At 65.9% G+C, this 20,341-nt stretch carries 22 protein-coding genes and 1 pseudogene; 17 read left to right on the forward strand and 6 right to left on the reverse strand.

Annotation, left to right across the window (positions count from 1 at the left end; genetic code table 11):
• Positions 1–13 precede the first annotated feature (13 nt).
• A complete protein-coding gene (locus G6N42_RS25055; RefSeq protein WP_163734382.1) occupies positions 14–388 on the reverse strand; it encodes a pyridoxamine 5'-phosphate oxidase family protein in 375 nt (124 codons plus the stop codon).
• Between the two features lie 60 nt (positions 389–448).
• On the opposite strand from G6N42_RS25055, the gene G6N42_RS25060 reads away from it, so the two are divergent.
• Together G6N42_RS25060 and G6N42_RS25065 are read left to right on the forward strand one after the other, a co-directional pair.
• Positions 449–1,456: a zinc-binding alcohol dehydrogenase family protein gene (locus G6N42_RS25060; protein WP_163738200.1), complete on the forward strand. Its 1,008-nt coding sequence runs from the start codon at positions 449–451 to the stop codon at positions 1,454–1,456.
• Positions 1,457–1,465: 9 nt separating this feature from the next.
• On the forward strand, positions 1,466–2,293 hold the full coding sequence (locus tag G6N42_RS25065) for an SDR family NAD(P)-dependent oxidoreductase (RefSeq protein ID WP_163734385.1): 828 nt from the start codon (positions 1,466–1,468) through the stop codon (positions 2,291–2,293).
• Here the strand turns inward: G6N42_RS25065 and G6N42_RS25070 are convergent.
• Both G6N42_RS25070 and G6N42_RS25075 read right to left on the reverse strand, forming a co-directional pair.
• Positions 2,282–2,839 (reverse strand): carboxymuconolactone decarboxylase family protein, encoded by a 558-nt coding sequence (locus tag G6N42_RS25070; protein ID WP_163734388.1) that lies wholly within the window; start codon positions 2,837–2,839, stop codon positions 2,282–2,284. The two genes, G6N42_RS25065 and G6N42_RS25070, sit on opposite strands and share 12 nt — an antisense overlap.
• Entirely contained in the window at positions 2,836–4,563 is a 1,728-nt protein-coding gene (locus tag G6N42_RS25075; protein WP_163734390.1) for an N-acyl-D-amino-acid deacylase family protein, read from the reverse strand. Before G6N42_RS25075 ends, G6N42_RS25070 begins: the two co-directional genes overlap by 4 nt.
• A 78-nt stretch (positions 4,564–4,641) precedes the next feature.
• Between G6N42_RS25075 and G6N42_RS25080 the strand changes: the two genes are divergently transcribed.
• From G6N42_RS25080 to G6N42_RS25110, 7 genes and pseudogenes are all read left to right on the forward strand, one after another.
• Positions 4,642–5,031 (forward strand): VOC family protein, encoded by a 390-nt coding sequence (locus tag G6N42_RS25080; RefSeq protein WP_163734393.1) that lies wholly within the window; start codon positions 4,642–4,644, stop codon positions 5,029–5,031.
• 18 nt (positions 5,032–5,049) lie between these two features.
• Positions 5,050–5,577 (forward strand): mycothiol transferase, encoded by a 528-nt coding sequence (locus G6N42_RS25085; protein ID WP_163734396.1) that lies wholly within the window; start codon positions 5,050–5,052, stop codon positions 5,575–5,577.
• Entirely contained in the window at positions 5,574–6,146 is a 573-nt protein-coding gene (locus G6N42_RS25090; protein ID WP_174262161.1) for a phosphatase PAP2 family protein, read from the forward strand. Before G6N42_RS25085 ends, G6N42_RS25090 begins: the two co-directional genes overlap by 4 nt.
• A gap of 9 nt (positions 6,147–6,155) precedes the next feature.
• Entirely contained in the window at positions 6,156–7,682 is a 1,527-nt protein-coding gene (locus G6N42_RS25095) for an aldehyde dehydrogenase family protein (RefSeq protein ID WP_163734399.1), read from the forward strand.
• 45 nt (positions 7,683–7,727) lie between these two features.
• A pseudogene (locus G6N42_RS25100) lies at positions 7,728–7,976 on the forward strand (polyphosphate kinase 2); the annotation flags it as partial.
• Positions 7,977–8,034: 58 nt separating this feature from the next.
• Positions 8,035–8,886 (forward strand): hypothetical protein, encoded by an 852-nt coding sequence (locus tag G6N42_RS25105; RefSeq protein ID WP_163734401.1) that lies wholly within the window; start codon positions 8,035–8,037, stop codon positions 8,884–8,886.
• A 32-nt stretch (positions 8,887–8,918) separates the two neighbouring features.
• The gene (locus G6N42_RS25110; RefSeq protein ID WP_163734404.1) at positions 8,919–9,896 is read left to right on the forward strand and encodes a DUF2889 domain-containing protein; all 978 of its coding nucleotides are present in this window, start codon (positions 8,919–8,921) and stop codon (positions 9,894–9,896) included.
• Here the strand turns inward: G6N42_RS25110 and G6N42_RS25115 are convergent.
• Positions 9,883–10,785 carry a crotonase/enoyl-CoA hydratase family protein gene (locus tag G6N42_RS25115; RefSeq protein WP_163734407.1) on the reverse strand — a complete coding sequence of 301 codons (903 nt, stop codon included), beginning with the start codon at positions 10,783–10,785 and terminating at the stop codon, positions 9,883–9,885. The genes G6N42_RS25110 and G6N42_RS25115 overlap by 14 nt on opposite strands.
• A gap of 146 nt (positions 10,786–10,931) precedes the next feature.
• Between G6N42_RS25115 and G6N42_RS25120 the strand changes: the two genes are divergently transcribed.
• Together G6N42_RS25120 and G6N42_RS25125 are read left to right on the forward strand one after the other, a co-directional pair.
• Positions 10,932–11,858, forward strand: coding sequence for an EfeM/EfeO family lipoprotein (locus G6N42_RS25120; protein ID WP_163734409.1), 927 nt, complete (start codon positions 10,932–10,934; stop codon positions 11,856–11,858).
• The gene (locus tag G6N42_RS25125; protein WP_163734412.1) at positions 11,855–13,126 is read left to right on the forward strand and encodes a Dyp-type peroxidase; all 1,272 of its coding nucleotides are present in this window, start codon (positions 11,855–11,857) and stop codon (positions 13,124–13,126) included. Before G6N42_RS25120 ends, G6N42_RS25125 begins: the two co-directional genes overlap by 4 nt.
• Here the strand turns inward: G6N42_RS25125 and G6N42_RS25130 are convergent.
• Positions 13,068–15,167: a prolyl oligopeptidase family serine peptidase gene (locus G6N42_RS25130; protein WP_163734415.1), complete on the reverse strand. Its 2,100-nt coding sequence runs from the start codon at positions 15,165–15,167 to the stop codon at positions 13,068–13,070. The genes G6N42_RS25125 and G6N42_RS25130 overlap by 59 nt on opposite strands.
• Before the next feature lie 26 nt (positions 15,168–15,193).
• Here G6N42_RS25130 and adh point away from each other — a divergent pair, with 26 nt between their 5' ends.
• The 6 genes from adh to G6N42_RS25160 all read left to right on the forward strand — a co-directional run bounded on the left by adh (position 15,194) and on the right by G6N42_RS25160 (position 19,749).
• Positions 15,194–16,717, forward strand: coding sequence for an aldehyde dehydrogenase (gene adh / locus G6N42_RS25135; protein ID WP_163734418.1), 1,524 nt, complete (start codon positions 15,194–15,196; stop codon positions 16,715–16,717).
• Between the two features lie 86 nt (positions 16,718–16,803).
• A complete protein-coding gene (locus G6N42_RS25140; protein WP_163734421.1) occupies positions 16,804–17,295 on the forward strand; it encodes a DUF779 domain-containing protein in 492 nt (163 codons plus the stop codon).
• Positions 17,296–17,321: 26 nt separating this feature from the next.
• On the forward strand, positions 17,322–17,600 hold the full coding sequence (locus G6N42_RS25145; RefSeq protein WP_163734424.1) for a putative holin: 279 nt from the start codon (positions 17,322–17,324) through the stop codon (positions 17,598–17,600).
• The gene (locus G6N42_RS25150) at positions 17,590–18,075 is read left to right on the forward strand and encodes a hypothetical protein (protein WP_232076312.1); all 486 of its coding nucleotides are present in this window, start codon (positions 17,590–17,592) and stop codon (positions 18,073–18,075) included. The genes G6N42_RS25145 and G6N42_RS25150 overlap by 11 nt, the downstream gene beginning before the upstream one ends.
• A gap of 10 nt (positions 18,076–18,085) precedes the next feature.
• Entirely contained in the window at positions 18,086–19,480 is a 1,395-nt protein-coding gene (gene lpdA / locus G6N42_RS25155) for a dihydrolipoyl dehydrogenase (RefSeq protein WP_163734427.1), read from the forward strand.
• A complete protein-coding gene (locus G6N42_RS25160; protein ID WP_434059597.1) occupies positions 19,441–19,749 on the forward strand; it encodes a hypothetical protein in 309 nt (102 codons plus the stop codon). The genes lpdA and G6N42_RS25160 overlap by 40 nt, the downstream gene beginning before the upstream one ends.
• Before the next feature lie 40 nt (positions 19,750–19,789).
• On the opposite strand, the gene G6N42_RS25165 is transcribed toward G6N42_RS25160, so the two are convergent.
• Complete coding sequence (locus G6N42_RS25165; RefSeq protein WP_163734433.1) at positions 19,790–20,338, reverse strand: carboxymuconolactone decarboxylase family protein; 549 nt, start codon at positions 20,336–20,338, stop codon at positions 19,790–19,792.
• Positions 20,339–20,341: the final 3 nt, after the last annotated feature.

Below are 20,341 nucleotides of genomic sequence, written 5' to 3' on the forward strand. Positions count from 1 at the left end.
CTCGGCGAGCTTGCTATTGCTTCAAGGGCAGGCAGTCGTGCAGGCCGTCGGGACTCGTCGCCACGGAGTCGGACGTGGCTCTGCGGTGCAGAATCGCCTTGGTGGGCGTGACGGTGAGTCCGCCGTCGGTTACTTCGGCGCGGCCGTCGACGATCAATGTGTAGCCGCCGGGGGCGGCGGGCGGCCAGATGACGGTGACGTCGGGATGCTCGCCGGCGTTGCGGCGCGTGCCCGATCCCATCTGACCCACCTCGAACACGCCATCAGTGAGTACCGGTTCGACGGCCACGGTGTGCGCGCGGAAGTCGTCGCCGACCGTGATCAGGTATCCGAACGAGAACTCCGCCAACGCGTCGGCGAGTTTGTCGAGATCCACCTTGACGCTCATAGAGCCGACAATACGAGCCCTGGGGAAGATTTCCATCGCATCGCGGCGTTGAGCCAGAACATGGCGACAATGGCCGCGATCGGCGCATTTGCCACGAAGTCCGTCGACGACGACGAAGCCCTGCAGGACGTCATTGTCGACGTACCCGAGCTGCGTTCCCGCGACGTCCTGGTCCGTGTCCTAGCGGTCTCGGTCAACCCTGCCGACGTCAAGGTGCGCGCCGGCCTGCAGCCGTCGTCGGACCCCTCCATCCTCGGATACGACGCCGCCGGGATCGTGGAAGCCGTTGGGCCACAAGTGGAAACGTTGCACGTTGGTGACGAGGTCTGGTATGCGGGCGACCTCACCCGTCCGGGTAGCAACGCCGAGTTCCAGGCTGTCGACGAGCGCATCGTCTCGCGCAAGCCGACGTCGCTGTCGTTCGCCGACGCGGCCGCACTGCCACTGACGACGATCACCGCCTGGGAGACGCTGTTCGATCGTTTCGATTTGACGAAGGACTCGACGGGCGACTTGCTGGTGCTCGCCGCGGCGGGCGGCGTCGGCTCGATCATGATCCAGTTGGCCAAGGCGCTGACCAGCGTTCGAGTCATTGCGACGGCCAGCCGTCCGGAGTCGCGCCGATGGGCCGAGAGTATGGGCGCCGATGCCGTCATCGACCACCACCGGCTGCGCGACGAGGCACTGGGCATCGCGCCCGACGGCGTCGACTATCTGTTCTCGCCGCACTCGAAGGACAACATTTCCGACTACGCCGCGATCGTCAAACCGTTCGGCCACATCACCGCGATCGACGAGCCGCCCGGTCTGGACCTTCTCGAGCTGAAACAGAAGAGCATCGCGTGGCATTGGGAGCTGATGTTCACCCGGTCGATGTTCGAGACACCCGACATGATCGAGCAGCAGCGGCTGCTGGCCCGCACTGCCGCACTCGTCGACGACGGCACGCTGCGCACGACGGTCACCAAGACCGTCGAGGGGTTCACGGCCGAAGACCTTCGCGAGGCGCATCGCGACGTCGAGACCGGCCGGATGACCGGCAAAGTGGTCGTGACTCGGTCCGCGTAGGTTCGAGCCATGGGACTCCCCTCGCCGTCACCGGCCACCACCGCCGTCGTCACCGGAGCATCGTCGGGTATCGGCGCCGATATCGCTCGCGAGCTCGCGACCCGTGGGCACGGTGTAACGCTGGTGGCCCGCCGCGAGGACCGGTTGCGGGATCTGGCCGCCGAACTGTCCGGCACCGTGCGCGTCGAGGTGATCGGGTGTGACGTCGCCGACCCCGATGCGCGGGCGAGGCTGTTCGACGAGGTCGATTCGCGTGGTCTCACCATCGACATCCTGGTGAACAACGCCGGCATCGGAACCATCGGCGCCGTCCAGAATTCGACGGTCGACGACGAGATCAGACAGGTACGCGTCAACGTCGAAGCCGTCATCGACCTGAGCACGCGGGCGGTGCAGCAGATGGTGCCGCGTGGTCGTGGCGCCATCCTCAATGTCGGCTCCACAGCCGGCTACCATCCGTTTCCCGGACAAGCCGGCTACGCGGGAACCAAAGCCTTCGTGAAGACCTACACCGAAGGCCTTCGCGGCGAGCTGGCGGGAACGGGCGTCACGGTGGCCACGCTAAATCCCGGACCTGTGCGCACCAAATTCCTCGAGGCGGCAGGCATGGACGAGGAGAAGTTCGCCGCGGCGTTCCCGAAGTTCTTGTGGATGCCGTCGCGCGAGGTCGCCAAGGCAGGTGTTGGCGCGCTCGAACACGACCGCGGCGAGGTGATCGCCGGCGTGCAGAACAAGCTGAGTACCGTTCTGATGCAGGCACTTCCGCGGCAGGTGTTGCTCAAGCTCCTCGCCAGCCAGCATCCGGGCCTGCGCCGCGACCGCAAATCAGTCGGCTGACCCCGGCCACCGCCGCATCCAAGCCTCGATCGGTAGCGCCATCCCGTTGCACAATGTGCAGATCGTTCGGTACCAGCCGACGGCGATGAGCAATTCCAGACGCTGCTCGTCACTGAGGCTGTCGCCCAAGCGATTCCACGTCTCCTCGGACCACGAGCCCGTGCGCTCCAGTTCGTCGACGGCGCCGATCAGGATGCGCTCGGACTCGCTCCAGCCGGGGTCGACACCGGTGACCAGCGCGTCGCATTCGTCGTCGCTGACGCCTGCGATCGGGCCCCAGAACGCGGACTGCCCGCCCCACTCGTACTCGCAACCCACCAGCGCGCAGATCCGCAGAATCGCGATCGTGCGCACCCGCGGAGGCAAAAGCGCGTCGACATAGAGGGATTCGCCGAGCTTGCGCAATCGCGACGCCAGATTGGGGTGCCGCTGAAGGCAGCGCACCAACAGCAGGGGTTCATAGGTGCGGTCGGGATGGCCCCAGCTGTTGATCCCCGCGGCATCCTGGTCGCTCCACGGCGGAGCGACGGGAGCGACTCTGCTCACGCGATGGCGGGTGCGGTCTGGCGACCACGGATCAGCTTGCCGGGACGGGCCGCAGTGGGTTCGCCGTTCTCGCTGATGATCTCGCCGGACACCATCGTCATCACGTAGCCGTCGGCCGTCTGGTCGAGCCGTCGCCCACCGGCGGGTAGATCGGACTTGACGGTGGGCCGGTGCAGTCGCATCGCGTCGGCGTCGATGACGTTGATATCGGCCTTGTACCCGACGGCCAGGCGGCCACGGTCCTGTAGGCCGCCGATCCGGGCAGGCACGGACGTGAGCTCTTTGATCACCTGCGTGATCGACAGCCGTCCGGACTCACGGTCGCGCACCCAGTGCGTCAGTAAGTACGTGGGAAAGCTTGCGTCGCAGATCATTCCGTAGTGCGCACCGCCGTCACCGAGGCCGAGTACGACGTCGTCACGCTGGATCAGTTCAGCGACGGTGTCCAGGGAGTTGTCGCGGAAGTTGGCGAGGGTGACGAGCAGCATGGCGTGTCCGTCGTCGTCGAGGAGACGGTCGTAGGCCTCCTCCAACGGATTCACGCCGCGCGCCCGGGCCCGTGCGCCAATCGAATCCGAGGCGGCCGGTTCGTAATTCGGCGGATCGCCGAGCGGGAACATGTAGTCCCATGCCTGCGCGGCGAACATCAGGGGATGCCCGTCGCTGCTCGGTCTGTCGTTCAGAATGCGTTCGCGCACTTCGGGTTTACGCATCTCGGCGACCCGCTCTGCGAGTGGCAGCCTGGCGATCTCCTGATACGAGGGGTACATCACGAACGGATTGCCTGACAGATCCAGGCCGAGCACCAGCCCGATCGGGCGGGGGAAGATCTGGCCCGTGACATCGCCGCCGTTGGCGTTGGCCTTCTCCACCATGGTCAGCGCGTCGAGGTGAATCGGTGGTCCCGCGTTGCCGATCGCCAGTGTGAAGGTCACGGGTAGACCGACTTCGCCCGCGACGTCGAACACCGCACCCAGAGACGCTTGGTAGTCACCCGCCATCAGGTCGGGCACGAACTGCAGCAGACCACCGCCGGCGTCGTTGATACCACGCGCAATCGCCTCGATCTCCGCGTAGTCCACGTCGTAGCTCGGAATCGGTTGTCCCTTGATGGTCTTGTGCAGCGTGAGGCGGGACGATGCAAAACCCAGCGCACCCGCCCGCACCGCTTCGGCCGCGAGTTTGCGCATCAGGGAAAGGTCTTCGTCGGTCGCAGGTTCGCGGTCGACACCGCGTTGCCCCATCACGTACACCCGCAACGGGGAGTGGGGAAGAAACGCGGCCACGTCAATGTCGCGGCGGCGCGAGTCGAGCGCGTCCATGAATTCGGGGAACGTCTCCCAGGTCCACGGCAACCCGTCGACCATCACGACACCGGGGATGTCTTCGACGCCGGCCATCACGTCGACGAGCACGTCGTGGTCCTCGGCGCGGCACGGCGCGAATCCCACGCCGCAGTTGCCCATGACGGCTGTTGTCACGCCGTGCGCCGACGACGGGATCATGCGGTCGCTCCAGATGGCCTGCCCGTCGTAGTGGGTGTGCAGGTCGACGAACCCGGGGGTGACCAGCAGACCCGTCGCGTCGATCTCCCTGGCACCGGAGCCGTCGACCGTGCCGACGGCCGCAATCAGACCGTCAGAGACCGCGACATCGCCGACGAACGGTTCACCGCCCAGGCCGTCGACGATGGTGCCGTTACGGATGATCAAGTCGTACGTCATGAGCTGAATGTACGACTTTTGCTTCTGCTCTTCACGCAAGCGTTCATCGCCGTCGGCCCGGGATGCCAGGATGAGGCTGTGATTGACCACTTCGGAATCAACTGTGCGAATTGGGAAGAATCGAAGGCGTTCTACGACAAGGTCCTCGGAGTGCTCGGATACAGCCGCCAGATGGACTATCAGGTGGCCATCGGCTACGGCACCGAGGGCAAACCCGATTTCTGGATCGCCGACATGAATGCGGGCGAGGCGGCCGGGCCCAACCGTGAGGTGCACTTCGCATTCCAGGCCTCCAGCACCGACGCCGTCCAGGCGTTCTATGACGCGGCGATCGAGGCGGGTGCCGAATCCCTGCATGCGCCGCGGATATGGCCCGAATATCACCCGGGCTACTTCGGGGCATTCGTGCGCGATCCCGACGGCAACAACATCGAGGCGGTCTTCCACGGTGCGCAGCCGCAGGGCTGAACTGGGTACCGTCAGGGTATGGCTAGCTCTGATGCCTCTACTGATTCCTTGGCGGTGCGCGCACTGCTGCGCGATGCCTTCACCCGGTTGATCGAGCACGTCGAGCGGCTCACCGACGGGCTGACGGACGAGGTCGCCTTCTTCCGGCCGACTGCGAATGCCAACAGCATCTCGTGGCTCATTTGGCACAGCGCCCGTCAGCACGACCTGCAGCTGGCGGATATCGCGGGCACCGAACAGGTCTGGTTCCGCGACGGCTGGGTCGACCGTTTCGGTCTCGACCTGCCGCGCGACGCGATGGGCTACGGCGACGGCCCCGACGAGGTGGCCAAGGTGCGCGCGTCAGCTGACCTGCTGGCCGGCTACTACCACGGCGTGCACAAGGCGACGCTCGAGTACATCGCCTCGGTAACGCCCGAGGAGCTGAGCCGCGTCGTCGACGATCACTGGGACCCGCCGGTGACTGCAGGCGCGCGGCTGGTGAGCATCTTCGACGACAGTGCGCAGCACTTGGGCCAGGCGGCCTACGTGGCCGGCATCGTGTGAGTCCGATTCGGTGGTGGCCGCCGGTCGGGGTGACCGCGATGATCGTGCTCGGACTTGCCGTCGGTAAGGGATCCACCCCGCTCGACGACTGGTTCCAGACGCTCAATCGCAGTGTCGCTCAAGACCTGTCCAACCTTGCAAAGCCACTGTCGCTCGCCATCCTCGGCGTCACGGTCGTGGGCATCGCACTGTATCGCCGGTGTTGGAGGCTGGCTCTGGCCGCCACAGTGTTTCCGCCGCTGACCTACCTGCTCGTGCAGTTCATCAAGCCGGTCTTCGGGCGAATCAAGGAAGGCGGCCTCGCGTACCCGAGTGGGCACATCACGACGACGACGATCGTGTTGGGCCTCTTCGTGCTGGTGGCAGGGGGTGCCCTGTGGGCGGTGCTGACCGCGGTCACCTACGTCGCGCTCGCCATGGTCGGCGTGGGCTCGACGTTTCATTACTTCACCGACACTGTCGGCGGGTTGCTGCTCGGCACCTCCGTCGTGGGCGTCGCGGCGCTCGTCGCCCACCGTGACTTGACACGTGTCAACCCCGGTGCGATCTACGTCACACGCGGTGGCTAGCATGGGGCTATGACCGCGACGCCAGATGTTGATCTGCCCCCGGAATCGCAAGCCGCCACTGTCCTCAATCCCGCGACCGGCGCTGTCGCCGGAACCGTGCGGTGGACCGACCCCGCCGACGTGCCCCGCATCGCGGCGGGCTTGCGCCGGGCGCAACGCGAATGGGAGGCCCGCGGGCCCAAGGGCCGCGCCAAGGTGCTGGCCCGCTTCGCCGTCTGGATGGGCGAGCACCGTGACGAGATTGAGCAGCTGCTGATCAAGGAGACCGGTAAGTCGGCGACCGACGCCGCCCAAGAGGTGCCGCTGCTGATCATGATCGCCTCGTACTACATCAAGACGATGGAAAAGGCGCTGGCGCCTGAGGCCCGGCCCGCGTCGCTGCCCTTCCTGAACATCAAGAAGGTGACGGTGCACTACCGGCCGCGGCCGATCGTCGCCATCGTCGCACCGTGGAACTATCCCGTGGCCAACCTCCTGATGGACGGCATCGCCGCGTTGGCGGCGGGCTGCGCGGTCCTCCTCAAACCCTCCGAGCGCACCCCACTGACCGCTGAGCTGTTGTTGCGCGGCTGGGCGGACTCCGGCGCGCCCGAGGTCATGGCGATCGTCCAGGGGGCAAGGGAGGCCGTCGAGGCCGTCGTCGACAACGCCGACTACGTCCAGTTCACCGGGTCATCCGCGACAGGCGCCAAGGTCGCCGAGCGCGCGGCGCGCCGACTCACGCCGGTGAGCCTCGAACTCGGTGGCAAGGACCCGATGGTCGTGCTCGAGGATGCCGACATCGACCTTGCCGCGCACGCTGCGGTCTGGGGTGCGTTCTTCAACGCCGGCCAGACATGTGTGTCCGTCGAGCGGGTGTACGTGCTCGAACCGGTCTACGACCAGTTCGTCGCCGCCGTCGTGCGCGACGTCAAGAACCTGAAGATGGGCGCGGGCGAGGGGCACGACTTCGGCGCCCTCATCGACGACTCCCAGCTCGCAGTCACCGAGCGTCATGTCGCCGACGCCGTCGCCAAGGGCGCGAAGGTGCTCACCGGCGGCAAGCGCGCGACGGGCCCCGGCAGCTTCTACGAGCCGACGGTGCTCGTCGACGTCGACCACACGATGGACTGCATGACGGAGGAGACGTTCGGCCCCACTCTGCCCATCATGAAGGTCGCCTCTGTCGCCGAAGCGGTACGCCTGTCGAACGACAGCCCGTACGGCCTCAGCGCGTCGGTGTTCTCGAAGGACATCGACCGCGCGAAAGACGTTGCGGTGGAATTGGATTGCGGGGCCGTCAACATCAACGACGTGATCTCGAACCTGATGTGCACCACGGCGCCGATGGGTGGCTGGAAGACATCGGGCATCGGAGCTCGCTTCGGCGGCGCCGACGGTGTGCGCAAGTTCTGCCGCCAGGAGGTCGTGGTCGCGCCCCGCACCAACATCGGTGCGGGCGGCAACTACTACAACAACTCGCTGCGGGCACTGAAGCGGATGAACACGATGATGACGAAGCTCGCGTTGATCCGGCCCAAGCGCACCGCCAAGTAGCGCCTCCGCACGCCACCTTGCGTTCGTCTTTGCGTCAGCCTCGCTTACGCGCTGTCGTCGACGGACCTCGCGTCGCTGGACAAACGGGATGCCTACACCGCGGCCAAGGAGGACATGTTCGAGCTCATTGACACCGACATCGCCCCCTGGACGGTCGTCAAGAGCAACGACAAGAAGCGTGCTCGCATCAACGCCATGCGCCACGTCCTCGGTAAGTTCGACTAAGACAACAAGGACCGCGAGGTGGTCGCCGAGGCGGACCCCCTCATCGTGGGACGTGCGCTGGCCGACTGATTCCGACCGCGTCCCCGGAGCCGCCCCGGCGGCGACATGAGGCCTGGGAGGAGGACGCGTGCGGTTCGTCGCGACTATGTTCCTTTGGCTGGTCACGACCGTTCTGCTGGCTGTGGCGGTCCCGACGATGTGGGCGCAGCGCAACGTGGTGAGCGAGGACGGATATGCGGCGCTGGCTGCGGCCGCGGCACAGGATCCGAAGCTGCAGCGCGCGATGGCGTCGGAGTTGACGGCGCAGATCCGCAGCTTCGCCGCCAACAACGGGTACGGCACCCTCAACACCGAGCTCGTCGGAAACGTCGTGACCGCCTACACCGGCAACGACGGATTCCCCGGCCAGTTTGCGCAGGCCAACCGAATCGCGCACCGCTGGATGTTCACCGACACGGTCCGGGCAGACGGCTCGGGGGACCGTTGGCTCGTCGACATCGCGCCGATGCTCAACGATCCGTCGATCAAGGAGACGCTCGGCGATCTCGACCTGGACGTTCCGCAGACGCTGACGGTGCCGATCACGGTGCCCGATTCGTCGGAGCTGCGGCCAGGCCAGCTACGGCTGTTGTCGACGTGGGGTCCGTGGGTCAGTGTCGGGTCGACGGTACTGGCGGGCATATCGGCGCTGCTGATGCTGGCGGCAGCCCGATCACGCGGCAAAGCACTTGTATCGCTTGGTATTTCGGCTCTGCTGGTGGGAGCCGGGGGATGGGCGGCGTTGGAAACGTCACAACGTTTCGTCGACGACGCACTGAACCAGACGGCAGGCGACATCCGGCAGATCGCGGACGTCATGGTCGGCCAGGCCGAATTGAGCGCGCACCACTGGCTGAACCTGACGCTGGCTGCGGGCGGTGTGCTCGTGGTGTTCGGGGTCGCGGTGGCGATGCTGGGCGGTCTGCGCCGGCGGGACTAGGCGCCACCGTCCTCCCGGGTACCGTTCTGCCCATGCCATTCGTGTCGGACATCGCGGGACCTCAGCAGCCTGTCCGGGCACCGGCGGTGCTGGTCTCGGGTTCTTTTCGCCGTACCAGCACCATCGACACGCATCCGGCCGGGACCGGCGATTCCGACGTCGACCTGAGGGCCCGCGACGTGACGGCAGATCAGGACGCCGTCGAGGTGCTGGGCGAGACGCGGATTCGAGCGCACCTGTCGCAACGGGTGATCGACAGCATCGAGTCCGCCCCGCGCGTCGAGCGACTGGACCGGTTGCTGGGCAGCCGCGTCGGCCCCGGATTCCGCTCGGCGGTGGGCAAGCTGCTCCCCGGTGAGGCGCAGCGCGCGAGCAGGCTGCACCTGTTGCTCGACGACTGGGTCGGCGCGGCTCTGGTATCCGGCTACGCGGTGCAGCACGCGGCGATCGTTCTCGGCGTCGAGGAGAAGTTGCCTGCCGGCACCGCAGACCGCATGGCGGGCATCTGCGCGGGGTTCGCGCCGGAGGCTTCGCTCATCGATTACGCCAGGCGGTACGACGTCATTCCGTCGGTCCACGGCCCGGTGGCACCGCCACTGGATGGTCTGCATCCCGTCGAACCACTGCGCGCGCACGGTATGCGACGGTTTCGGCGGCTCGATCTTGTTCCCGCGGAGGGAGATTCCGCGGGATTTGAGGCGCACTTCCGGGATTCGCATGTGGACGGCGAAGGTGTCGAGACGATCGTGCACGAGTACACCGTCGTCGGCACGGTGGATACGTCGACGCGGACCATCACATCGGTGAGGGCGGATGTGCGAGTGCTGCCGTGGCGGGAATGTCCCGGCGCGATCAACAGCGCCGAGCGGATTCGCGGAATGGCGCTGCCGGAGATGCGCGAACGTATTCGCGGCGAGTTCGTGGGTATCAGCACGTGCACGCATCTCAACGACACGCTGCGCTGTATCGCCGATCTCGATGCGCTGGTGGATCTGTTCAGGGCTCGATGACGTGCGACGGGTCCGGCCTGCGCTCCGTGGGTGCCTGGCTGTAGTCGCCCCACGGTCCGTCGCGTTCCTCGATGGCCGCCCGAACGCCTTGTGAGCCAGCGGTTTCGATGAATGACAGCGCTTCGGGAGTGTTGCGCATCAGCCCGTCGAGGATGCCGCCGAGTGTCTGGGTGGAGGACAGTCCCATGTTCTCGTAGGCCTGGTTGACGATGAGCTTCTGTGCCTGCAGCTGAGACAGCGGGATCTTGGCGAGCTTGTCGGCGATCTCTTTGACCCGGGCCTCGAGTTTCTCGAACGGCACGGACTCGTTGATGAGTTCGACTGCGGCGGCTTCTTTTCCGGTCAACGGCTCCCCGGTCAGCGAGTGCCACTTCACCTTCGCCAGGCTCAGTCGGTACAGCCACATGCCGGTGAGGTACGCGCCCCACATGCGGGCATAGGGAGTGCCGATGACGGCGTCATCACTGGCGATGACGATGTCCGCGCACAGTGCGTAGTCGCTTGCGCCGCCGACGCACCAGCCGTGGACTTGGGCGATGACGGGTTTGGACGCTCGCCAGATCGCCATGAACTTCTGTGTGGGCCCGGTCTCGCGGGCGCTGACCATCGCGAAATCCTTGCCCGGATCCCAGCGACCGTCGGTGTTCATCGCCTCGCCCCAGTGCTGGAAGCCGCCGCCGAAGTCGTAGCCGCCGGAGAACGCGCGACCGGCGCCGCGAAGCACGATCACCTTGATCGAGGAGTCGCGTTCGGCCAGCCCGATGGCCTTTTCGATCTCGTCGGGCATCGGCGGGACGATGGTGTTGAGCTGCTCGGGCCGGTTCAGGGTGATGGTCGCGACATGTGACTCGGTCTTGTAGAGCAGGGTTTCGAACGTCGGGGTCGACATAGGGAGAGTTTCGCAGCGATGCGTCGTTGCGGTGCGCAAAAAGGAGCTCACAGCGACTTCACAGTGAATGGACGACCTCTTAGGTGTGCCTACCCTCCGGCCTGCGGGAATGCTATGTTTTGCCTTTCCTAACTTAGAGGGTGCAAATGAATCGCTATTTCGCATGGTCGGTGCCGGTCGTAGCCGCGAGTCTCATGCTCTCGGGCTGCTCCAGCGACGCGGGCAGTTCCGAGGAGACGTCGACCGCCACCGCGACCACGACCTCGTCGAGTGCCGCCGCTGCCGCTCCCGATCCGTTGGCCGAGCAGGCCGCTGCGGAGTACAAGACGTATGCCACCGGTCAGATCGACGAACTCGTGGGCGTCGTCAAGGTGCTCACCGACGCCGTGCGCGCGAACAATCTGCAGGCCGCGCAGGACGCGTACGCGCCGTCCCGTATCCCGTGGGAGCGCATCGAACCGCTGGCCGGCCTCGTCGAGGAGATCGACGGCAAGGTCGATGCGCGAGTCGATGACTTCGCCGGCGTCGACGACGCGGAGTTCACCGGCTGGCACCGCCTCGAATACCTGCTGTTCCAGCAGAACACGACCGAGGGTGGCGCCCCGTTCGCCGATCAGCTCGACGCAGACATCGCTGCCCTCAAGGAGCAGTTCCCCTCGGTCGAGGTGAAGCCGGTGGACGTCGCGACCGGTGCGGCCGAGCTGATCGAAGAGGTCTCCGAGGGCAAGATCACCGGCGAGGAGGACCGCTACTCCAAGACCGACCTGTGGGACTTCGACGCCAACCTGCAGGGCTCGCAGGCCGCGGTCGACAAGCTGAAGCCGGCTCTGGAGAAGGCTGATCCGGAGCTGCTCGGCAAGATCGAGACCGGCTTCGCCGACATCAACGCCACTCTGCAGCCGCTGCGCCGCGGCGACGGCTGGGTGCTCTACTGCACCGAGAACGACCCCTACCCGTCGCCTCGCTGCACCGGCGTGACCGTTGACCCCCCGACCATCGACAAGCTCAAGGCCCAGCTGGCCGGCCTGTCGGAAAATGTGTCCCAGGTCGCGGGGGTCTTGAAGCTGTCGTGACCGAGCCGCAGTCGCGCCAGGGCATCTCGCGACGAGGGTTCGTCACGGGAGCCCTGAGCGCGGGTGCGGGGGCCGCTGTCGGAGCCGGCGCCACGTATGCGCTGACCAACTCCGGACGGAAGGCCCCCCCAGCGCCCGCCGCCCAAAAGAGATTCGTCCCGTTCGAGGGCGTTCATCAGACTGGCGTCACGGCGTTACCCATCCCCGAACAAGGGATGATCGCCTCCTTCAATGTCCAGTCCAAAGACCGCGCCGGGCTGACGACCGCGCTCAAGGAGCTCACCGAGGAGATCCGCGGGCTGATGGCCGGCAAACCGCCGGAAACGCGGGACGCGGCGTATCCGCCCGTGGACTCGGGCATCCTCGGCGAAAATCCGCCTGCCGACGACCTTTCGATCGTCGTCGGCGTCGGGGCGTCGTTGTTCGACGACCGATTCGGCCTTGCCGACCGCAAGCCCAAAGACCTTGAAACGATGCCGTTTCTGGCCAACGACCGACTGGATCCCAAGCTCTCGCATGGGGACATCTCGATCATCTTCGAGGCGGGTCACAACGACACCGTTCAGTTCGCGCTGCGGCAGGTGATGAGGCGGACGCGAAGCGACCTGGTGCTGCGATGGATGATCGACGGCTACGCCCGCGGCATCGGTGCAGGGCAGGCCTCAGATGCGGCCACCCCTCGAAACCTGTTGGGATTCAAGGACGGAACAGCCAACCTCGACGTCGACGACGCCGCGTTGATGGATCGCCACGTGTGGGTTGGTGCCGACGACGGCGAACCAGAGTGGGCGGTCGGCGGTTCGTATCAGGCCGTCCGCATCATCCGGATGTTCGTCGAATTCTGGGACCGCACCCGGCTCATCGAGCAGGAGCAGCTCATCGGTCGGGCCAAGGTCAGCGGCGCACCACTGGGGCTGACGGGTGAGTTCACCGATCCCGACTATCCCGAAGATCCCGACGGCAAGCGGATTCCGCTCGATGCGCACATCCGGCTGGCCAATCCCCGCACCCCCGAGACGGACGAAAACCTCATCCTGCGGCGCGGATTCAACTATTCACGCGGCTTCGACGGTGCCGGCCGACTGGACCAGGGACTGGCGTTCGTCGCCTATCAGCGGAGCCTGGAGAAGGGCTTCCTCACCGTGCAACGTCGGCTCAAGGGTGAGCCGCTCGAGGAGTACATCATGCCGGTCGGCGGCGGATTCTTCTTCATCCTGCCGGGCGTGACGGGGCCGGACCGGTTCCTCGGCGATCGTCTGGTCGACTGAGCATCGACCACAGGTACTCGTAGATCAGCGCGGACTTGAAGGCCGTCTGCGCGTTGTCGGCCGCACCGGCGTGCCCGCCCTCGATGTTCTCGTAGTACGCCACCGAATGCCCCAGCTGTTCCAGCGCCGCAGCCATCTTCCTGGCGTGGCCCGGGTGCACCCGGTCGTCGCGGGTCGACGTGGTGATCAACACCGGCGGGTAGCGGCGGTCCGCCGAGATGTTCTGGTACGGAGAATATTCGGAGATGAACGCCCAATCGTCGGGGTCATCCGGATCGCCGTACTCGGCCATCCACGAGGCGCCGGCGAGCAGCAGGTGGAAACGGCGCATGTCCAGCAGGGGCACGCTGCACACCAGCGCTCCGAACAGTTCGGGATACCGCGTCAGCATGACGCCCATCAAGAGGCCACCGTTGCTGCCGCCCTGGGCACCCAGCTGGTCGACGGTGGTGACGCCACGGTCCACGAGGTCGGATGCCACCGCGGCGAAGTCTTCGTACACCAGGTGCCTGTTCTCGCGCATCGCCTGGGTGTGCCACGTCGGGCCGTACTCGCCCCCGCCGCGGATGTTCGCCAGCACATAGGTGCCGCCGCGAGCCAGCCACAGCCGGCCGAGCACCCCCGCGTAACCCGGGGTGTTGGCGACCTCGAACCCGCCGTACCCGCCGAGCAATGTCGGCCCCGGGCCGGTCGAACCACGTTGGCCGACCACGAAGTACGGGATCTTCGTGCCATCGGCCGACGCCACGAAATGCTGCGTGACTTCGATATCGGAGGCGTCGAAGAACGCGGGCGCGCTCTTGATCGTCGCCACCTCGCCACCTGCCCGTCCCCACAGCAACTGCGACGGTGTGTCGAATCCGCTTGAGTCCAGGAACATCTCGTCACCGTGCTCGTCGATGTCCACGAGCACGGTGTTGGTGTTCGGCGGGATGCCGGAGATCTCCGAGCGCTCCCACGTGCCGGGCGTGACGAGTTCCACGTGGCTCGCCACGTCGACCAGCGTGACGAGCACCAGGTGGTCTCGCGCCCACGCGTAGTTGTCCAGGCTGGAATGCTCGTCGGGTTCGAAGACGACGGTCAGTTCCCGGGCGCCGGAAAGGAATTCGTCATAGCGAGCCGCCAGCAGTGAACCCGGCCGGTAGGTGATCGCGCCGACGGTCCACTCGGTTCGCGGCCGGATCAACAGCCACTCGCGGTGCACGGACATCGCGGAGTCGGTAGGAATCTCGATGTCGATCAACTCGTCGCCGCGAAGCTCGAAACGGTCGCGGTTGAAGAAGTCGAAAGACCGTGTGATGAACAGTCGCTCGAAGCCCGGCGTCGGGTCGTAGCCGCCGCCGACGCTCACGTCTGAAGCCGCACCCTCGAACAGCGTCTGGGCATTCTCGAGTGGCTCGCCGCGACGCCAGCGCTTGGCGATTCGGGGATAGCCGGACTCCGTCATCGAATCGGGGCCGAAATCGGTGCCCACCAGCACCGTGTCCTGGTCCTGCCATGCGACGCCGGACTTGGCTTCCGGCAGTTCGAATCCATCGGCAACGAATTGCCTTGTCGAAATATCGAATTCGCGCACCACGGTGGCGTCGGCGCCGCCCCTGGACAGCTCGATCAACGCCAGACGGTGATCGGGTTCGAGGACGTCCGCGCCGGCCCAGACCCAGTTCTCGTCCTCGGCGTCGGAGAGCGCGTCGACGTCGAGGATCACGTCCCAGTCGGGGTCGGAAGTGCGGTAGCTGTCCAGCGTGGTGCGCCGCCACACCCCGCGCGGATTGGCCGCGTCGCGCCAGAAGTTGTAGAGGTGGTCGCCGCGCCGCCGCACGTACGGGATCCGCGCCTCGGTGTCGAGGACCTCGAGCGCTTCGGCACGCATCTGCTCGAAGCGGGATCCGCCGAACTTGGCGAGGGTCGGCTCGTTGTGCGCGCGCACCCAGTTCAGCGCGTCGTCGCCGGTGATGTCTTCGAGCCACAGATAGGGGTCTTGCGCCACAACACCATTGTGGTCACCCGGCGTAATGTGAGCCCCGTTACACCCATCCATCCGCGCTGTCAGAGAGGGAGTCGTCGATGACTGTCTATGCCCGTCCTGGTTCCACCGACGCCCTGATGTCGTACGAGTCGCGATATGGCAACTTCATCGGCGGGGAATGGGTGCCGCCTGCCTCAGGCGAATACTTCGAGAATCCGACGCCCGTGACCGGCCAGCCGTTCTGCGAGGTCCCGCGCTCGAACGAGACGGACATCGAGAAGGCGCTCGACGCCGCCCACGGTGCGGCGACCGCGTGGGGCAAGACGCCCGCCGGCGAGCGCGCGAACATCCTCAACAAGATCGCCGACCGCATCGAGTCCAATCTCGAATCGCTCGCGCTGGCCGAGGCGTGGGACAACGGCAAGCCGATCCGCGAGACCCTGAACGCCGACCTGCCGCTGGCGGTCGATCACTTCCGGTATTTCGCGGGCGCCATCCGCGCGCAGGAGGGTTCGCTGAGTCAGATCGACGACGACACCGTGGCCTACCACTTCCATGAACCGCTCGGCGTGGTCGGCCAGATCATCCCGTGGAACTTCCCGATCCTGATGGCCACCTGGAAGCTCGCGCCCGCGCTGGCGGCCGGCAACGCCGTCGTGCTCAAGCCCGCCGAGCAGACCCCCGCGTCGATCCTCTACCTGATGAGCCTGATCGGCGACCTGCTGCCCGCCGGCGTCTTGAACGTCGTCAACGGCTTCGGTTTCGAGGCGGGTAAGCCGCTTGCGTCGAGCAATCGCATCGCCAAGATCGCGTTCACCGGCGAGACCACCACCGGCCGGCTGATCATGCAGTACGCATCCCAGAACCTGATCCCGGTGACGTTGGAGCTCGGCGGCAAGAGCCCCAACATCTTCTTCAGCGATGTGATGGCCGCAGGTGATGACTTCCAGGACAAGGCGCTGGAGGGCTTCACCATGTTCGCCCTCAACCAGGGCGAGGTGTGCACCTGCCCGTCGCGCAGCCTGATCCAGGCCGACATCTACGACGAGTTCCTCGAACTCGCGGCCATTCGCACCAAGGCGGTCCGGCAGGGCGATCCGCTGGACACCGAGACGATGATCGGGTCGCAGGCATCAAACGATCAGTTGGAAAAGGTGTTGTCCTACATCGAGGTTGGCAAAGACGAGGGTGCGCGGGTCGTCACCGGCGGCGAGCGTGCACAGCTCGGCGGTGACCTCAACGGCGGCTACTACGTGCAGCCGACGATCTTCGAGGGCAACAACAAGATGCGCATCTTCCAGGAGGAGATCTTCGGACCCGTCGTCGCGGTCACGTCGTTCAAGGACTACGACGACGCGATTGGCATCGCCAACGACACCCTCTACGGACTCGGCGCGGGCGTGTGGTCGCGCGACGGGAACACCGCGTACCGGGCCGGGCGCGATATCAAGGCCGGCCGGGTGTGGACCAACTGCTATCACGCCTATCCGGCGCATGCCGCGTTCGGCGGCTACAAGCAGTCCGGCATCGGCCGGGAAAACCACAAGATGATGCTCGACCACTACCAGCAGACGAAGAACCTGCTGGTGTCCTACTCCAACAAAGCGCAGGGCTTCTTCTGATCTTGAAACTGGCGCGAACGTGGGTTACCCGCACGCCACATCGCGGTATTGCGTGACGGTAACCCACGTTCGGCGGAGAGGGAATCGTGACTGACGCTCCGCCTCGTGCGCTGATCACCCAGGCGGCCGCGGATCTGCTTGCGCGGCTGCAGGGGCGACACGGCGCGCTCATGTTCCACCAGTCCGGCGGCTGCTGCGACGGGTCGTCGCCCATGTGCTACCCCGAGGGTGAGTTCCTCGTCGGGGATCGCGACGTCCTGCTTGGGGTGCTCGACGTCGGCGAAGGAGTTCCGGTGTGGATCTCGGGGCCGCAGTTCGAGGCGTGGAAACACACGCAGTTGGTCATCGACGTCGTCCCCGGCAGGGGAGGGGGCTTCAGCGTCGAAGCGCCGGAAGGGATGCGGTTCCTTTCCCGCGGGCGCGCGTTCAGCAGTGACGAGAACGACCTGCTGAACGCCGCCGAGCCGGTGACCGGTGCGGAGTTCGCACAGGGCAGGAGGCCACCGCGGGCCGGTACGCACATCGTCGCGGAAGCCGTCGACGCGTGCTCGATTCCCGGGCGTGCCTCAAGCGCCTAGCGTTTTCTCGGCGTTAACCTCGAAGGGTGATACCGCTGCCGCGCCCGCGGTTGCTGACCAGCGCTCTGCTGATCGGCACGGCGTTCGGGCTGCTCCTCGGTATCGGCGCAAGCCTGGTGGTGACCGCCAAAATCCGGCCCGACGTGGTGATAGCCCTTGTCGTCGGCGTGCCCGGGGTGATCGGCATGTTGACGATTTTGTTGTCGCGCCGACGCTGGCTGACGGCGGTCGGCACCTTCGTCATCGCCATCTCCCCGGGCTGGTTCGGCGCGCTGGTGGCGATACAGACGGTGAATGGTGCTTGACGTGGACCGCGACCTGCTGATCGAAGACACCCAAGAGTTCACGCCGTCGTGGGATACCGGCGAATTCGACGCGCAACCCCAGCCGGTCGACGAGGCGCCGTCGGAGCCATTGCCCGTACCGGCGCCCCCGCTGGTCGTGCCGGGCAGAGACCTCTATCTCAAGCGCTGGCACTTCGTGCTGGTCGTGGCATGCGTATGGGCCGTCGCGGCGGCCGCCGCGGGATGGGGACTCTATTTCTGGTGGTACCACTCGATCGACAAGACGGCGTCGGAGTTCGTGGTGCTGGTGTTCCTGATTCTGTGCACCGTGGTCGGCCTGCTCGTCGCGATGGTGCCCAACAGGCCGATCGCGTCCGCTGTGGCCATCGCATTCACGTCGGCGCCGCTGGCGGCGACGGCCGGCGCCGCCGTGCTGCACGGTCTCTACTTCTGCGAATGGGCCACTCGCTGTTTCGTGGGGCTGATCCCTTACTAGAGTTGAGCGTGTGACCCACTATGACGTCGTCGTTCTCGGAGCCGGCCCCGGCGGATACGTCGCTGCCATTCGCGCCGCCCAACTCGGACTGAACACCGCAGTCGTCGAACCCAAGTATTGGGGCGGGGTGTGCCTCAACGTGGGGTGCATTCCATCCAAGTCGCTGCTGCGCAACGCGGAGCTTTCCCACATCATCACCAAGGAGGCCAAGCTCTTCGGCATCAATGGTGAAGCCACCATGGACTACGGCGTGGCGTTCGACCGCAGCCGCAAGGTCGCCGACGGCCGTGTCGCCGGCGTGCACTTCCTGATGAAGAAGAACAAGATCACCGAGATCCACGGCTACGGGAAGTTCAAGGACGCCAACACACTCGAGGTCGCCCTCAACGAGGGCGGGACCGAGGCGGTCACCTTCGACAACTGCATCATCGCGACCGGCAGCAGCACCCGATTGGTGCCCGGCACGTCGCTGTCGGAGAACGTCGTCACGTACGAGAAGCTGATCATGACGCGCGAATTGCCGTCCTCGGTCGTCATCGCCGGCGCCGGGGCGATCGGCATGGAATTCGGCTACGTGTTGAACAACTTCGGCGTCGATGTGACCATCGTCGAGTTCCTGCCGCGGGCGTTGCCGAACGAGGACGCCGAGGTGTCCAAGGAGATCGAGAAGCAGTTCAAGAAGCTCGGTGTCAAGATCCTGACAGGCACCAAGGTGGAGTCCATCGACGACGATGGCAGCCAGGTGAAAGTCACCGTCAGCAAGGACGGCAAGTCCGAGGAGCTCAAGGCCGATAAGGTGTTGCAGGCCATCGGATTTGCGCCCAACATCGAGGGCTATGGACTCGACGTCACCGGCGTGGAGGTCACCGATCGCAAGGCGATCGGCATCGACGACTACATGCGCACCAACGTGCCGCACATCTACGCCATCGGCGATGTCACCGGGAAGCTGATGCTGGCCCACGTCGCCGAGGCGATGGGGGTCGTCGCGGCCGAAACCATCGCAGGCGCAGAGACTTTGGCGCTCGGTGACTACCGGATGTTGCCGCGTGCCACGTTCTGCCAGCCGCAGGTCGCCAGCTTCGGGCTCACCGAGGAGCAGGCCCGCGACGAGGGCTATGACGTCAAGGTCGCCAAGTTCCCGCTCACCGCGAACGCGAAGGCGCACGGTCTGGGTGATCCGAGTGGGTTCGTGAAGCTGATCGCCGACGCGAAGTACGGCGAGTTGCTCGGCGGTCACTTGATCGGGCATGACGTCTCAGAATTGCTGCCAGAGCTGACCCTGGCGCAGAAGTGGGATCTGACGGTCAACGAGCTGACCCGCAACGTGCATACCCACCCGACGCTGTCGGAAGCGCTGCAGGAATGCTTCCACGGCTTGGCCGGCCACATGATCAACTTTTGACGGCGGCGATCTGGGTCGCCGGGATCGGCGGGTTGGTGGTCGGTCACGTCCTGTGGCTGGCCGGGATCACGGCTGCGACGTCCACCGCGACCGTCAGCTCGTGGGTGCTGGTGGTGGCGGCCGTTTCGTTCGTCGTCGGGGGCATCGTCGGTGCGCTCGGGTGGCGCGCATACCGGCGGAAGTCGGACGTATGGGCGGCGTTCCTCTGGGGACTGCCGATCGCACCGGTACTGCTCTCGTTGGTAGTTCTCGGCGTGACGTACCTGTAGCTCCCTGTGTGGGGCAGCCAACGAGCGTCAGCGGGTCGGCTCAGTCGGGAAAGTCAAGCGGCACGTTCAACGTGTTGATGGTCGCGGCCAACCCGTCGTACTGAGCCGCCAGCATGCAGAACTCGATGAGCTGTGGCTTCGTGAGCTGGCGGGCCAGTTCCGCCCACGTTTCGGGCGATACCCCGCGCGTGACGACGAACTCGTCGGTGGCGGTGATGAGTGCGCGCTGTCGCTCGGTCAAGCCGTCCGCGTCGGGACCTTCGAAGATCTTGGCCTGGATCTCGGGACCGATGCCGCGGCTGCGGGCCAGACGGCGATGCTGTTGCAGTTCGTACTCGCAGTTGCGCAGATGACCGACCCGCAGGATGACGGTCTCGGTGTCGTGCCTCGACAGCTTGCCTGCGTAGAGCAGGTAGAGGGACATCGGCAGCCAGATCGGGAACAGCACTCGGTGCTGACCGAGGACGTTGGACAGGCTGAACCGTGGTCGGCGAATGCCGTAGGCGCCGACCTTGGCGGCCACCCAGCCGAACGGTCCGAGTTCCTTGAATCCGCCGGGCGCAATGCGCGCGGGTTCTGTTGCACTCATCTA

The organism is Mycobacterium gallinarum, assembly GCF_010726765.1.
GTDB lineage: Bacteria > Actinomycetota > Actinomycetes > Mycobacteriales > Mycobacteriaceae > Mycobacterium > Mycobacterium gallinarum.